This window comes from Micromonospora sp. B11E3 (genome assembly GCF_039871625.1).
Classification (GTDB): Bacteria; Actinomycetota; Actinomycetes; order Mycobacteriales; family Micromonosporaceae; genus Micromonospora.
Genome location: NZ_JBDPMC010000125.1, coordinates 1 through 13211, shown reverse-complemented (window position 1 = coordinate 13211; position 13211 = coordinate 1). Strand labels below are relative to the sequence as shown.

General features: G+C 68.4%; 18 protein-coding genes. 16 read left to right on the top strand and 2 right to left on the bottom strand.

Annotation, left to right across the window (positions count from 1 at the left end; all coding sequences use genetic code 11):
• The first annotated feature begins 389 nt into the window (after window positions 1–389).
• Entirely contained in the window at window positions 390–602 is a 213-nt protein-coding gene (locus ABGB16_RS31930; protein WP_347671799.1) for a hypothetical protein, read from the top strand.
• 642 nt (window positions 603–1244) lie between these two features.
• Here ABGB16_RS31930 and ABGB16_RS31925 read toward each other — a convergent pair.
• Together ABGB16_RS31925 and ABGB16_RS31920 are read right to left on the bottom strand one after the other, a co-directional pair.
• Window positions 1245–1739 carry a kinase gene (locus ABGB16_RS31925; RefSeq protein WP_347671798.1) on the bottom strand — a complete coding sequence of 165 codons (495 nt, stop codon included), beginning with the start codon at window positions 1737–1739 and terminating at the stop codon, window positions 1245–1247.
• Window positions 1740–1786: 47 nt separating this feature from the next.
• Window positions 1787–2602 (bottom strand): AAA family ATPase, encoded by an 816-nt coding sequence (locus ABGB16_RS31920; RefSeq protein ID WP_347671797.1) that lies wholly within the window; start codon window positions 2600–2602, stop codon window positions 1787–1789.
• Between the two features lie 236 nt (window positions 2603–2838).
• On the opposite strand from ABGB16_RS31920, the gene ABGB16_RS31915 reads away from it, so the two are divergent.
• The 15 genes from ABGB16_RS31915 to ABGB16_RS31845 all read left to right on the top strand — a co-directional run bounded on the left by ABGB16_RS31915 (window position 2839) and on the right by ABGB16_RS31845 (window position 13073).
• The gene (locus ABGB16_RS31915; RefSeq protein WP_347671796.1) at window positions 2839–3159 is read left to right on the top strand and encodes a hypothetical protein; all 321 of its coding nucleotides are present in this window, start codon (window positions 2839–2841) and stop codon (window positions 3157–3159) included.
• 238 nt (window positions 3160–3397) lie between these two features.
• Window positions 3398–3778 carry a hypothetical protein gene (locus ABGB16_RS31910; RefSeq protein ID WP_347671795.1) on the top strand — a complete coding sequence of 127 codons (381 nt, stop codon included), beginning with the start codon at window positions 3398–3400 and terminating at the stop codon, window positions 3776–3778.
• A gap of 94 nt (window positions 3779–3872) precedes the next feature.
• Window positions 3873–4799, top strand: coding sequence for a hypothetical protein (locus tag ABGB16_RS31905; RefSeq protein WP_347671794.1), 927 nt, complete (start codon window positions 3873–3875; stop codon window positions 4797–4799).
• 95 nt (window positions 4800–4894) lie between these two features.
• Entirely contained in the window at window positions 4895–5764 is an 870-nt protein-coding gene (locus ABGB16_RS31900) for an FtsK/SpoIIIE domain-containing protein (RefSeq protein ID WP_347671793.1), read from the top strand.
• Window positions 5761–5970, top strand: a complete 210-nt coding sequence (locus ABGB16_RS31895; RefSeq protein WP_347671792.1) for a hypothetical protein — start codon at window positions 5761–5763, stop codon at window positions 5968–5970. Before ABGB16_RS31900 ends, ABGB16_RS31895 begins: the two co-directional genes overlap by 4 nt.
• A gap of 87 nt (window positions 5971–6057) precedes the next feature.
• Entirely contained in the window at window positions 6058–6495 is a 438-nt protein-coding gene (locus tag ABGB16_RS31890) for a hypothetical protein (protein ID WP_347671791.1), read from the top strand.
• A complete protein-coding gene (locus tag ABGB16_RS31885; protein WP_347671790.1) occupies window positions 6495–6794 on the top strand; it encodes a hypothetical protein in 300 nt (99 codons plus the stop codon). Before ABGB16_RS31890 ends, ABGB16_RS31885 begins: the two co-directional genes overlap by 1 nt.
• Complete coding sequence (locus ABGB16_RS31880; protein WP_347671789.1) at window positions 6791–7141, top strand: RRQRL motif-containing zinc-binding protein; 351 nt, start codon at window positions 6791–6793, stop codon at window positions 7139–7141. The genes ABGB16_RS31885 and ABGB16_RS31880 overlap by 4 nt, the downstream gene beginning before the upstream one ends.
• Window positions 7138–7359 carry a hypothetical protein gene (locus ABGB16_RS31875; protein ID WP_347671788.1) on the top strand — a complete coding sequence of 74 codons (222 nt, stop codon included), beginning with the start codon at window positions 7138–7140 and terminating at the stop codon, window positions 7357–7359. Before ABGB16_RS31880 ends, ABGB16_RS31875 begins: the two co-directional genes overlap by 4 nt.
• On the top strand, window positions 7356–8102 hold the full coding sequence (locus tag ABGB16_RS31870) for a hypothetical protein (RefSeq protein WP_347671787.1): 747 nt from the start codon (window positions 7356–7358) through the stop codon (window positions 8100–8102). Before ABGB16_RS31875 ends, ABGB16_RS31870 begins: the two co-directional genes overlap by 4 nt.
• Window positions 8099–8368 carry a hypothetical protein gene (locus ABGB16_RS31865; RefSeq protein ID WP_347671786.1) on the top strand — a complete coding sequence of 90 codons (270 nt, stop codon included), beginning with the start codon at window positions 8099–8101 and terminating at the stop codon, window positions 8366–8368. Before ABGB16_RS31870 ends, ABGB16_RS31865 begins: the two co-directional genes overlap by 4 nt.
• Complete coding sequence (locus tag ABGB16_RS31860) at window positions 8368–10167, top strand: replication initiator (protein ID WP_347671785.1); 1800 nt, start codon at window positions 8368–8370, stop codon at window positions 10165–10167. The genes ABGB16_RS31865 and ABGB16_RS31860 overlap by 1 nt, the downstream gene beginning before the upstream one ends.
• Before the next feature lie 26 nt (window positions 10168–10193).
• Window positions 10194–10382 (top strand): helix-turn-helix domain-containing protein, encoded by a 189-nt coding sequence (locus ABGB16_RS31855; RefSeq protein ID WP_347671784.1) that lies wholly within the window; start codon window positions 10194–10196, stop codon window positions 10380–10382.
• A gap of 92 nt (window positions 10383–10474) precedes the next feature.
• Window positions 10475–11788, top strand: a complete 1314-nt coding sequence (locus ABGB16_RS31850) for a tyrosine-type recombinase/integrase (protein WP_347671783.1) — start codon at window positions 10475–10477, stop codon at window positions 11786–11788.
• A gap of 694 nt (window positions 11789–12482) precedes the next feature.
• Window positions 12483–13073 carry a hypothetical protein gene (locus tag ABGB16_RS31845; RefSeq protein WP_347671782.1) on the top strand — a complete coding sequence of 197 codons (591 nt, stop codon included), beginning with the start codon at window positions 12483–12485 and terminating at the stop codon, window positions 13071–13073.
• Window positions 13074–13211 lie beyond the last annotated feature (138 nt).

Below are 13211 nucleotides of genomic sequence, written 5' to 3'. Positions count from 1 at the left end.
TCCTGAGTGGATCTTTCTGGCTAGGCACCCGAAAGATCAGCAGAAGTCGTGCTCGCCTGCTATCCAGCCCTCAACATCAGCGTTTTCATTACATAACCGGACAATACGAAACAACGCCGGGGCCCTGCGAGACGTGGGGCATCTACTTCCGCGGATTCCAGGTTGACAGCTATGGCGTGCGGAGCATCCAGTACAGCGGTTGGCACGACAAGAGGGCGAACATCGAGTACTGCGTTGGGGGAAATGTGGGTTGCTACACCACCACCTACCCCTACATTTACGTTGAGCTGGGGACAACTGCGGGCTCCTACCCGTGGAGCTGGAAGGTCGAGAGCAGCTCTGCGGGGTGACCTACTAGAATCGGCCGTGCAGCCAGCAAAGGAGTCAAGATGCAATCGGCGTTCCGCTTCCTGTTGATCACCAGCTTGGAAGTTGCTGGGGTGGTCATTGCCTTCGCTTTCCTCATGACGGTTCTATTTGAGCCGGGCGAATGGAAAAAGCTGGATTGGCTGATCGATTTGATGCCTTTGCTTGCGACGATTCTCGTCATCAATGCGCTTGTTCAGACCTTCCGGCTTCGACGGCGCGCGAGAAGGAGATAAGTCACACGGCAAACGGCGCGTGCTCATCGACCGATGGGCACGCGCCGTCGCAATTGCAGCCCCTTATTTGAACGATTCCGGCTACCGGTCTGCCATCCCGTCTGCCGTCGACCCGCCCTCCTGGGGAGCGGGCCGCCGCCCGGCCCGCCACGTCAAGCGGACCTTGACACCCGTACGGACGCTGGCGGGTCGGGCGGGGGTCTGCTCGGCTTGCCCGGGTCGATGGCAGGCGGGATGGCTCCCCCTCCGCAACCACCCACGGACCGTGACCCGCCGGCGGAGCCCCGGCCATCCTGGAGCCGGAGCGCCCCCGCCGGAGGCGCCCTAACCGCAACCCCGCGACCGCCGCCAGCTCGCCGACGCAGCCGGCGTGCGCTCCCCTACGCCGCGCGGGCACGTGGCCGCGCGGCCCGGCCGGCTGCCGGCCCACCCTCACCACGGTCAACGCTGCTGTCGTTCTGCGGCGGCCCACCGGGCTTCCCGCTGTCCGCGCCAGCCGCCGGGCATCAGGCGTGACGGCCGCAGAGCGACAGCGGCAGCGGCCGGCGCGCGCCCAGGCGGCGGCGCGTGCGGCCCGTTCAGGGCCGCCTTGAAGACGTACAGAAACTTTGAACCACTTCGCCGGCAGCCGGCCGCCGGGCGTCAGACGGTCGCGGTCTTGCCGTGTCGTACGGCCTGGTCGATCAGGCTTGCCGCCTCGGCGGGAGCGGTCCGAGACGTGTCGATGGTGATCTCGGCGGTAGCGGCCGGTTCGGTCTCGTCCCACGCCCTGAGTCGTTCTAGGGTGTCGCCGGTCTGTCGCTGGATGATCCGCTGTACGGCTACATCGCGGGGACAGATGAGAGCTACAACGGTCCATCGCACGTCGGGGAAGGCGCGCTGCACGGCGTCGATCGCGTCGAGTTGGCCGAGATGCACGACGGGGACGGCTTGCTCAAGCTGTTGGCGAAGCCCTGGTGCGTCGACGACGTACACGGCACCATATCGACGGTTCTCCCACACCACGAGCCCTGACGCGTGGAGCCCTGCCACCTCATCCTCGGTGGCCATCCGGTAGCCCACAGTGCGTCCTGGTCCGGCCTTGAGTCGCTGGAACTGCCGGTAACGGCTGTCGAGCTGGTGCAGGGCGGTGGTCACCGTGTCCTTGCCTGAGGCTGGGGGACCGTAGAGGATCACGCCTCGCATCAGTCGAGCTCCAACCCCATCAGTGACTTGACGAGCGCGTCGGCCTGGGCCTGCAACGATACGGCTGACGCGCAGTTGTCGACCACCGTGTGCTCGACAGGCGGCCGAAAGCCAGTGTCGATCCGACCGAGGTAGCCCGTCCAGTCGGCAAGCTTCGCCGCGTCTCGTGCCGCTCCGCGCTTGCGCAGGTAGAAGTTCATCGTCTCCGGGTCGCAGTACACCCACACAACGCTGACCGAGGCACCCATTCCCTCGAACCGCGCTCTCGTCCGTTCCAACCACTGCGGGTCCCGGAACTCGGCGACGAAGGGGGCCGTCATGATGACGCTGTTGCCGCACTGCACGTTCTCTTCCGCAGCACTGCTCAGCGCCTCGTACTCCCGAGGACGGACAAGCTTGAGGTAGGCGTCTGACTCCCGGTCGTGCGGGGACTGGCCCAGAATCTCCAACGCGGCCTCGACGACGGGCCGGGTCAGGGTGTCCTTGTCGAGCATCGGCCACCCGGTGGCACGCGCCAGGATTCGACCCAGCTCGGTCTTGCCGCTGCCGGCGTACCCGCCGACGAGCACCACACGCGGCTTCGGCAGCCGCACCGGACCGCGGCGCTCCTGGTTCGGTACGCGCACGAGCCGCTTCGAGCGGGACTGGCTCTCGATGAAGCCCTCCGCCTCAAGCAGCTTCATCGCCGAGGTGATGGTGAACGGGCTTGTGTTCCACTCGGCCGCCATCTCACGACTTGACGGCAACACGTCGCCGTCTCGCCACACCCCGGCCGAAATCTCGTTGCGGACGTGCCGGGCGATCTGCTGCGCCACGGACTCGCCCCTGGTCAGTCGGGGACGGGACGACGCCGGGCCCGTCTTCTCGGTAGATCCAGCCACTACCAAACCCTACCAGTTGCCTAACAGGCGTCCGCGCGCGTATCCGCTGGTCGAAAGCTCATTCCACACGGCGCATGCCTAACAGTTGCGATGTTCCGCAATCAACTGTTAGGGTCCTCTCATCGGGCAGTCGTCCAAAGGGGACGCGCTCATGACCCTCGGAGGTATCCGTGAAGCTGTACGTGGACACCAAGGCGAAGCAGGTGACGGTGTCGAAGGACCCGGAGCCGAAGAACGACCAGAACGGCAATCAGCGGTCGGAGAAGGGAACGGGCCGGCTCATGTGGTCGACCCAGGTCTTCGTTCTCGACGAGACGGGCGGTGAGGTCATCACCATCACCACGGCGGGTGAGAAGCCGAGCGTGATGGTGGGGCAGCTCATCGAGGTCGAGCAGTTGGAGGCCATTCCGTGGGCGACCAACGGGCGTAACGGCGTCGCGTTCCGTGCGATCTCGCTGAAGCCGAAGACGGGTACGTCGGCGGCCAAGTAAGTCCTTCACACGTGCTGTGTGAAGCCTGCGGTGTCTCCTGCGTTCCACGCGAAGCGGCCTGAGGTCCGCTGAAATCCGTTCGATCGGTCCGGGAGTGTTTCTGGCTCCTACGCTCCCGGCCCTGGCAACCCGTGGTTGCCCTCACCCAGTTTGTGGCGCGGGGTCGGTACTGGCTCCTACACCTGCCGACCCCGCCCCACGCTTTCCAACCCATCTGCTCCGTACGGGAGGTATTCAGATGCACCTCGTCAACCTGACCCCGCACCCGGTCGCCGTCTACTCGGTCGACACGCCCGATCGGATCGAGCCGGGTTCGGTCCTGCCGCTGCGGGTTATCTCACCGTCGGCGCAGCACCAGCCGGCACGGCTCGGCCAGTCCGTTGTCGGGGTCGATGACCTCGGTCTCGGGATTCCGGTCGAGCAAGTCGCGTTCGGTACCGGTGATGGTGGCGTGACCGCGCTGCCGGAGCCGGTCGAGGGTGTGTTCTACCTGGTGTCGCTGGTCGTGGGACTGGCGGCGGTGGAGCGCACTGATCTGCTGGTGCCGCATGACACGGTTCGGGATCTGAGCGGTTCCATCATCGGAACCCGCAAGCTCGCCCGCCCGCATCGTTCCTGACGAGTTTTTCGAGCGCGGGGCCGGTACTGGCTCCTACACCTGCCGACCCCGTGCTCTTCCAACCCATCCAGCCCATTACCTGGGAGGACGTGTCATGTCCAAGTCTAACCCTGCCCGCGTCTTCGGGCGAAAGTCCCACGGGACGGTGACGGTCATCGAGGCCAGGGTTCACCGTTCCTCGGCGCGGAACGCCCGGTTGGCGTTCATCCTCACGGCGGTCATCGTCGGCCTTCTGTCGGCCGTGGTGGCCGCTTCCTACATGCACCCGATCATCGCCCTGTTCCTGGGCGTCCTGATCGGCGCGCCCTTCGGCGCTGTGGCCTGGGTGCTCGTGCGTATCTGGCCGGTGCTGCGGCTGCTGTGGTGGTGGCTTCCCGAGATCGTGCTCACCACCGTTGTCCTGACCTTCTGGGTGCAGGTCGCCGACCACACCTCGACCCCGGTCACCCTCGTCATCGTCGCCCTGGTCGTGGGCGTCCCGGCCGCCGTGCCGGTCACCCGCCGCGCCATCGTCGCCTGGACCTGGTGCCTGATCGTCCGGCATCGGCTGCGGACCTGCTTCCGGCAGTTCATCATCGCCAACCAGTCCGGCACCCTTCCCCTGATCCTGTGGGCCAAGCCCACCCCCGTGGGCGAGCGGGTCTGGGTCTACCTGCGCCCCGGCCTGTCGTCGGCTGATCTGGAGGGGCGGCTTGACCGGATCGCGGTCGCCTGCCACGCCTCCACCGCCCTGGTCGAGCGGGCCTCCGACGGCAACGCCGCGTATCTGCGGTTCGACATCAAGCGCCGTGAGGTGCTGACTGCCCAGGTCGGTTCCCCGCTGGTCGACGTCATCGACCCCGACACCCCGGCAACCGAGCGTCCGCCGGCCGCTGTGCCGACGGCTCTGGACCTGCCTGACGTCGACACCCCCACCATCACCCTTCCGACGCAGCCGAAGAAGGCTGCGCCGTCTGCCAACGGCAGCAAGCCCGCGGCTTCCCCGTCGCCGGACACCGACGACGTCACCGACTGGATCTGATCCCAACCCCACCACTTCACCCAGGACGCGGGGAGCCATTGCGGCTCGTTCGTGTGGCTTCCCGCGCCCACCAACAGCCCAAGGAGGGCCAACCCATGACCACCACGACTGCTGCCCCGTCTGCCGGTGTTCCGGTGGGGCCTGGCCTGTCGATGTTCGATCCCATCTTCGTCGGCATCGACGAGTTCGGTCAGCACGTGAACATCACCCTCGCCTACCGCAACCTCCTTGCCGGCGGCGAACCCGGCGGAGGCAAGAGCGGTCTGCTGAACACGATCGCCGCCCACGCCGCCCTGTCGGTCGACTCCCGCTTGGTGCTGCTGGACGGCAAGCTCGTCGAGCTGGGGCAGTGGGAGGACTGCGCCGATGCGTTCATCGGCCCCGACATCACCGCCGCCCTCGACGTCCTGCGGCGTCTGCAGCAGGTGATGAACAACCGGTACGCCTGGCTGCGCGCGCACGGGCGCCGCAAGGTGACCGCCCTCGACGGGCTGTCGGTCATCACGGTCCTGGTCGACGAGATCGCCTTCTACTCCGCCACCATCGGCACCAAGCAGGAGCAAGAGGAGTTCGTCGCCCTCCTGCGGGATTTGGTCGCACGGGGCCGCGCCGCCGGCATCCCGGTCGTGGCCGCGACTCAGCGGCCGTCGTTCGACATCATCCCCACCAGCCTGCGGGACCTGTTCGGCTACCGGGCCGCGTTCCGCTGCACCACCCCCAACTCATCGAACATCGTCCTCGGCCACGGCTGGGCCGAACAGGGCTACACCGCCACCGACATCCAGCCCACCAACCAGGGCGCCGCCTACCTCATCGCTGAGGGCGGCGTTCCTCGCCGCATCAAGGTGGCGTACCTGTCTGACGCCCAGATCGCCGGCATTGCCGACTACGCGGCCTGGACCCGCCGCCCCACCCGCTTATCCGCCACGGCCGGTTCTCGGCTGGATTGGGGGATCGCGGCATGACCACCCGCGAACGCGCCCACGCCCGCGCGAACAACCAGCGGGCCGCCCAATACACCGAACTGTGGATCGTCGGCCCGGCCGAGGACCTGGCCGTGATGATCGACGCCGCCGGTCGCACCGGCCGGCTCGTCTACGTCTCCGCGCCGAGCCCGATGGGCGGCGACGACACCCGCCACCGCCGCTACCTGCGGCTGCGCGCCTCCTGAAACGGCCGACAGGACCGGACGACGCCTGGCAGCAAATGCCGGTCCTGCCGACCACCAACCAACCGCCCTCGAAAGGACGTGGTTGCCATGAAGGCTACCCACCAACCACCCACCACCGGAACGGTCACCACCGCTGACCTACTCCGGATGGCTGCCCTCTACCTGCGCCAGCACGGCTGGCACCAGGGCACCTACTACGCCCCCAACATCGACACCCCGACCCCGCCGGCCTGCGCCGTCGGGGCCATCGGCATGGCCACCGCCGGATACCGCGTCGACGGCTTCGACTGCCTCGACCCCGACACCCACCGCACCTACCACCACACCATCGACGCCTTCACCGACTACCTCGACACCCACGAGCCGCTCTTCTACATCGACGAGGACGGCTTCCTCGTCGACGAGCACACCCTCCCTTGCTCGTGGAACGACGACCCCGGCCGCACCGCCGAGCAGGTCATCACGGCCCTTGAGGCCGCCGCTGACGAGTGGGAGCGCCTCCACACCCAGGGAGGCGAGAACTGATGAGCACCGTCAAGAAGACCTTGACGCCAATCCGTCCCGTGCAGCGGCGTCGGGAGGTCGTCGAAAACGACGAGTTCGCCGCCTTCGCCCGGCGCATCATCCGCGCCCACGGCCGCCGCGTGGCCACCGGCGACGTCGAAGCCCTCCGCGACCTCGTCGCCATGTCCACGGCCATCGACGACGCCGTCGGTCAAGCCGTCATCGGCCTGCGGGCCTTCGGCTACTCCTGGGCCGAAATCGGCTCCCGCCTCGGCATCTCCCGCCAGGCCGCCCAGCAGCGCTGGGGAGGCCAGTCATGACCGCCACCACCTACGACCCGACCGGCACCCGCACCGGGTTCCCCACCTTCGCCTACCGGATGGCACCTGACGGCCTCGCTACCCGCCGCCAGCTCCGCGCCGCCGGCCTTCGGCCCGGCGGACACGACCCGGTCGCCCAAATCCTGTGGCGGCGCGGCAAGCGCGTCGCCTACCTCTACCGCCTCGACCTGGCCGCACCCAAACGGGTCGCCACGCCTGCCCAGCGGGAGGCCATCGCCAAAGCACTCCGCGCCCGCCGCATCTGTCGCGTGTGCGGGCTGGTGCAGCCCTACTACATCCCCCGCCGCTACGGCTGCTGCCTCGACTGCCACGGAGGCCACCGATGAACACCGCCTCAGCTTTGATCCTCTTCCTGACCGTTGCTCTCGCGGCCCTCGTGCTGACCCTCGTTCGGGCCCTGACCGCATCCACTGCCATTCCTAGCCGGGCCGCCGGCCGCCGCGACCTGAACACCGGCCGCCTCAACACCGCCCGCTGCCGCTCCGACATCCGCTACCTCGACGGCGCTGCCAGCGAGTACCTGCGTAAGCGGGGTGACCGATGACCACCAAAACCCCAACCAGCACCGGCCCCCGGATTGAGGGCGTCGTCCTGGTCCTCATCCTGCTCACCGTCGCCGGCTTCGCCGGGGCCGCCTCGTTCACCCACGTCAAGGACTGGACCCTCGCCAACTCCCCGGCTGGCACGGGTGAGTGGTTCGGCTGGGCCAACGCCGTCATCTCCGAACTCGTCCCCATCGCCGCCCTACTCACCATCCGCCGACGGCGCCGCAACGACGCTCCGATCGGCTACCCGCTGTTCCTGCTCATCGCCGCCGCCGGCCTCTCCCTGGCCGCACAGTTGGCCGTCGCCAAACCTGGCCCGTCCGGGTGGCTCCTGTCCGCCGTGCCCGCCCTGGCGTTCATGGCCCTGGTGAAGCTCGTCCTCGCCCCGGCACCGGTCGCCACCGAGGACACGACGCCGGCCGCCGAGCCGGTCGAGTCGATCCGCGTCCAGGTGGCCGAACAGGTCACCGAGCCGGCACCGCCGGCCGCCATCACCCACATCCCCGAAGCGGCCCCGACCCCGGCCGCCGAGCCGGCCCCCGTGCCGGAGCCCGTCACCGTGCCCGCCGTCGAGCCGGTCGACGTCCCCACCCACCTGCTGCCCATGGCCCGCTTCGCCGCCGTGCAGCACGAACAGTCCACCGGAACGCCGATCACGCCGGTCGAGCTGGCCGACCGACTCGACATCACCCCGGCCGCCGCCGGCCACCTCCTCACCACCCTGACCGGTGGTGCCCGATGACCATTCACGCCGTCGACATCGTGCACATCCTGCACACCTGCCCCGGCGAACCTGAGCCGCACCCCTACGACACCCGCCGCATCCTCGTCGACGTCATCCCCGGCGGGCCTTGCCGGGCACCGGTCACCGTCCGCTGCGGCGGACAGACCGTCCAGATCCCGTGCCACCGGCACGAGCCGGCCACGCGCCAGTGCGGCGCCTGCCGGATCATCGTCACCGAACGCACCATCACCACCCGCACCCACAATCCTGGGGCTGCGGCTTGATGGCCTCGACGCTGGACCTCATACCCCGGACCGCCCTGGCCCGGGGTGTGGGCTCGAACGCCGACACCATCCCACCCGTCTACGCCTACACCGCCGCCGGCTCCGCCTTCGAACGCGCCACCCAACCCGACTACTTCGGCTGGATCGAGCACGTCCGGGCCGCCGGCGGCTGCACTCGCCCGATCCGGCTGGCCGGGCAACTGCTCACCGTCGACCCGGCCACCGGCCGCGTGCTCGGTGAGCGGCACACCGACGGGATGCCGGACTCGGTCATCTACACCGCCTGCGGCAACCGCCGGGCCACCGTCTGCCCGTCCTGCGCGCAGACCTACCAGCGCGACGCGTTCCAACTCCTGCGCGCCGGCCTCGTCGGCGGCAAGGGCGTACCGGAGTCGGTCGCCGAGCATCCGGCCGTGTTCGCCACGTTCACCGCGCCCTCGTTCGGCCCGGTCCACGTCCGGGTGGTCAAGCGGCACACCTGCGCCAATCGGAAGCGCTGCGACTGCCGCGCCGAGCCGTGCCACGCCCGCCGCGCCACCGACCCGACCGCCGGCCTCTGCCCCCACGGCCGTCCCGCTGTCTGCTGGGCAAGGCACGAGCAGGGTGACGCGGTGCTCGGCCGGCCGTTGTGCCTGGACTGCTACGACCACGACCACCAGGTCGTGTGGAACCTGTTCTCCGGCGAACTGTGGCACCGCACCAAGCAAGCCGCGGAACGATGGCTCGCCAAACTCGCCCGCCGCCGCGGCATCCCCCGCGTCGAGATCGTCACCGCCTCCGGCAAGACCCGCAAGGTCCCCCCGGTCCGGCTGTCACCCGGAAAGGTCGCCGAACTCCAAGCCCGGGGAGCGGTCCACTTCCACGCCATCGCCCGCCTCGACGGCGTCAACCCCGACAACCCCGACACGGTCGTCCCCCCACCGGCCGGGTTCACCGTCGCCGACCTCGTCGACGCGCTCCGCCACGCCGCCGCCCAGATCGCGTTCCACACCCCGAACCACCCCGACCGGCCCGACGGGTGGCCGATCGCCTGGGGAGAGCAGGTCGACCTCGAACCCATCGCCACCGACGGCAGCGGCGAGGTCACCGATGGCATGGTCGCCGGCTACCTTGCCAAGTACGCCACCAAAAGCACCGAGGCCACCGGGCACACCTCCACCCGCCTGACTGCGGACACCATCGGCGACTACGCCGACCCCGACGGCGACCACACCGCCCGCCTCATCGACGCCTGCTGGCGCATCGGACGACCCACCGGCACACCCGTCCCGCTGTCCGAGCGGCCCCGCGACCCGCGACCCACGCCCGGCTTCGTCGATCGCTGGGAGTGCCCCGATTGCGGCACCCACACCCGCTACGCCGCCTGCCCCGTCTGCGTCGCCCAGCGTCAAGCCGCCCTTGACACCGAACCGACGAAACCCGCCACGGCCAACCCGTACGCCCGGCTGCGCCGCTGGGCGCACATGCTCGGCTACGGCGGCCACTTCCTGACCAAAGGCCGCCGCTACTCGGTGACCTTCCAACTCCTACGCGACACCCGCATCGCGTACCGCAGGCACGAGGACCACGCCCACGAGCACCCCACCGCCGCCGGCCCACCCGCCGACCGGGTCGACGACGACACGCCCCTGATCGTCGGCACCCTCACCTTCGCCGGCGTCGGCTGGCGCACCACCGGCGACGCACTCCTCGCCAACACCGCCGCCGCCATGGCCCGCGAACGACGAGCCACCGGCCGCGAAGAACTCGCCCACGAACTCAGCTCCACCCTTGCCGGCGCGACGCCGGATGCCGCTTGACCTGGACAGGAGGAAAGATTCTGACCTTGGACGACGAACTCATGACCGTTCCGGAGGTGCTTGCCGTACTCAACAACGTGTCGCGTCGGACGTTCTACCGCTGGCGCGAACTCGGCATCGCTCCGGCCTGCATCCGCCTTCCGAACGGGGAGCTTCGGATATCGAAGAAGGATCTTCGGATCTGGCTGGAGCAGCGGCGGGAGGTAGCCGCGTGAAGTCTCGCCGTGTCCGCATCTGGGCCATCAAGATCAACACTCCGACGGGCAGCGGGCCGAAAAAGGGGAAGCGGTCGTACACGGTCCGCTGGGTGGTCGCCGGCCGCGAGAAGTCCCGGACGTTCGTCACGCGGGCATTGGCCGACAGCTTTCGATCGGACCTGATGCAAGCCGCCAACCAGGGCGAGGGGTTCGACGTCGAAACCGGGCTACCGGACTCGATGATTGAGGCTCCAGCAGCCGTGACCTGGCTGGAGTTCGCCAAGAAGTACCTCGACATGAAGTGGCCGGGCGCAGCGGCCAAGTCACGGGACAGCATGACCGAGGCGCTCGCCACCGTCACGGCGGCGCTCGTCAAGGACGCCCCCGGCCGACCGCTGGTCGAGCTGCTTCGTCGGACGCTGCGGGATTACGTATTGCCGCCACCGGTCCGTGACCTGGACATGCCACCAGACGTCGCGGACGCGCTGCGCTGGTTGCGTCACGCCTCCCGGCCTCTGCCGGACCTTCGGGAAGCGGGGACCGTGCGAGGTGTGCTTGACGTCCTGGCGGTGAAGCTCGACGGCAAGCCGGCCGCCGCGACAACTGTGCGTCGGAAGCGGTCGGTGTTCTACAACGCGCTTCAGTACGCGGTCGAGTTGGAAGAGTTGGAGTTCAACCCGATCGACAAGCTCCGCGTGCGGTCGCAACGCAAAAAGGTCGCCGAGGTCGTCGATCGTCGGGTGGTCGTCAACCAGCGTCAGGGGCTGGAACTCCTGATCGCCCTCACCTACGTCGGCCAGCGAGGGAAGGCGAAACGTGGTGAGCGGCTGGTAGCGTTCTTCGCCTGCCTGTACTTCGCCGCGCTCCGTCCCGGAGAAGCGCTGGCGCTGCGGGAACAGGACTGCGACCTTCCCGAGACGGGATGGGGCCGGCTGACGCTGGCGAAGAGTCGCCCACAGGCAGGCAAGCGGTGGACCGACAGCGGCCAGGTCCACGATGATCGCGGGCTCAAGCACCGGGCCGAGGACGAGCCACGCAGCGTGCCGATCCCGCCTGCGCTGGTGCAGATCCTGCGGGAGCACATCGAGCGCTTCGGGCTCGCCAAGGACGGCCGTCTGTTCCACAGCGACCGGGGGAACGTCGTTGCCGCCTCGACGTACTCCCGCGTCTGGGATGAGGCGCGACGGCTGGCGTTGACTCCACGTCAGGTTGACTCGCCGCTCGCCGGTCGGCCGTACGACCTGCGGCACGCTGCCGTCTCGTTGTGGCTCAACGCTGGCGTCCCGGCAACCGAGGTCGCCGAGCGAGCCGGGCACTCCGTCGACGTCCTGCTCAAGGTCTACGCCAAGTGCATCGACGGGGAAGAGGCCACCGTCAACGGCCGGATCGACGAGGCGCTGACCGGGGTGGCCTGGCCCGTATGATGGCCACCGTTCCGGATCTTGCCCCAGGTACCCCGCCCGACCTGGGCAAACGTCCTCAAGGTCATTCCGCGTATGTTCCGCGACCTACGACAAACAGCCGCTTCCGGTGGCCTACGGCTGCACACCACAGCCGATCGAGTGTCATGCGTATTACCAGCTCAAGCAGCGTTTTGGCTGATCTTCGTGGTGCCCCCGGCAGGATTCGAACCTGCGACACACGGTTTAGGAAGGGCCATGACTGTCGGATCAGTGGGTTTCTCCAGCGTCTTTGTCGTCAAGGCGGCTAGCTCCACGGTCTACATTGTCACTGGCAGCCCGTAGTTCGCTCCACGCATGGCTCCACGCCTCTCGATACTGGGCATCTATCGGGGCGAGTGCCTGAGGCCACGCGCGGTTACCGTCTGCGATTCGCCTCCCCTGGTGTGGCGTGGCGTCGAGGTATATGCGTTGCCGGGTCGATGGGGCCGGTCGGGGTAGGGCCGGCTGACGTTGTAAATGGTGAGCACTTGGGCGAGCGCGGCGAGGGTGGTGGCCGTCTCTGCGGGGGTGCTGTGAAGCCTGATTCGCACGCTGGGGGCCTTTCCGTCGTCGGGCGGGTCAGGTGAAGGGTGCGTAAGAGGGTTCGGCAGAAGGGCGCAGAACGGCCCGCTGAAAGCGCCGTAGATGCAAGATCTCGGCCCGGTTGGTGTTAGGCATGCAACGATTCGCCTCTGTGGCTCTCAGCGGGCCGGTTCTGCTGAGAATCGGCGGGCGGCGCGGTGTGTGGGTGCTGCGCCGGGTGGGGTCGGGGCGGCAGGATGTGCTGATGAGCTATGAGATCTTCGATCCGTTTGAGGGCGCGCCGGACACCGTCGATGTGAGGGAGTGTCTGGAGGGGCAGGGGTGGTCCGAGTTCCTAGGGGTCGGTGATGAGGATTCGGTCCTGCATGTTCAGTCGTTCCGGCGGACGGTCGATGGGCGGGATGAGTTCATCGTCGATGTGTGGGACGTGGTGCAGGGATCTCCGTATGTCAAGGTCGACAACTTCGGGGACTTGATGGACGTGTTGGCGCGGTGGGCTCCGGTGGTTCAGGCGGCTGCCCTGGTGGCGGCGGTGGACAGCCTGCGCTCCTACGGCCTTGACAAGGACGGCCTTGCCGAGTTGGTGGGGGCGAAGGTCGCGTTCGGCGCGTCGGACGCTCTGCCCGCGCTCCAGCGGCACGAGCAGGAGCAGGCCGCATACCGCCGCCAGGTCGCGGAGCAGCGCAAGGCGGCGCGGGATGCAGCCGCGCGGCCGTCGTCGTAGTCGGGCCGCGTGGCGCGGGTTCAGCCCTTCTCGTTTGCGAGCAGGGCTGAACCATCTCGGCATCTCGGCATCTCGGCAAAGGTGCCGTTGAGCTGGGTAAACGTCTGCCGAGATCTTTTCCGGAGTGAGGGTCGATCT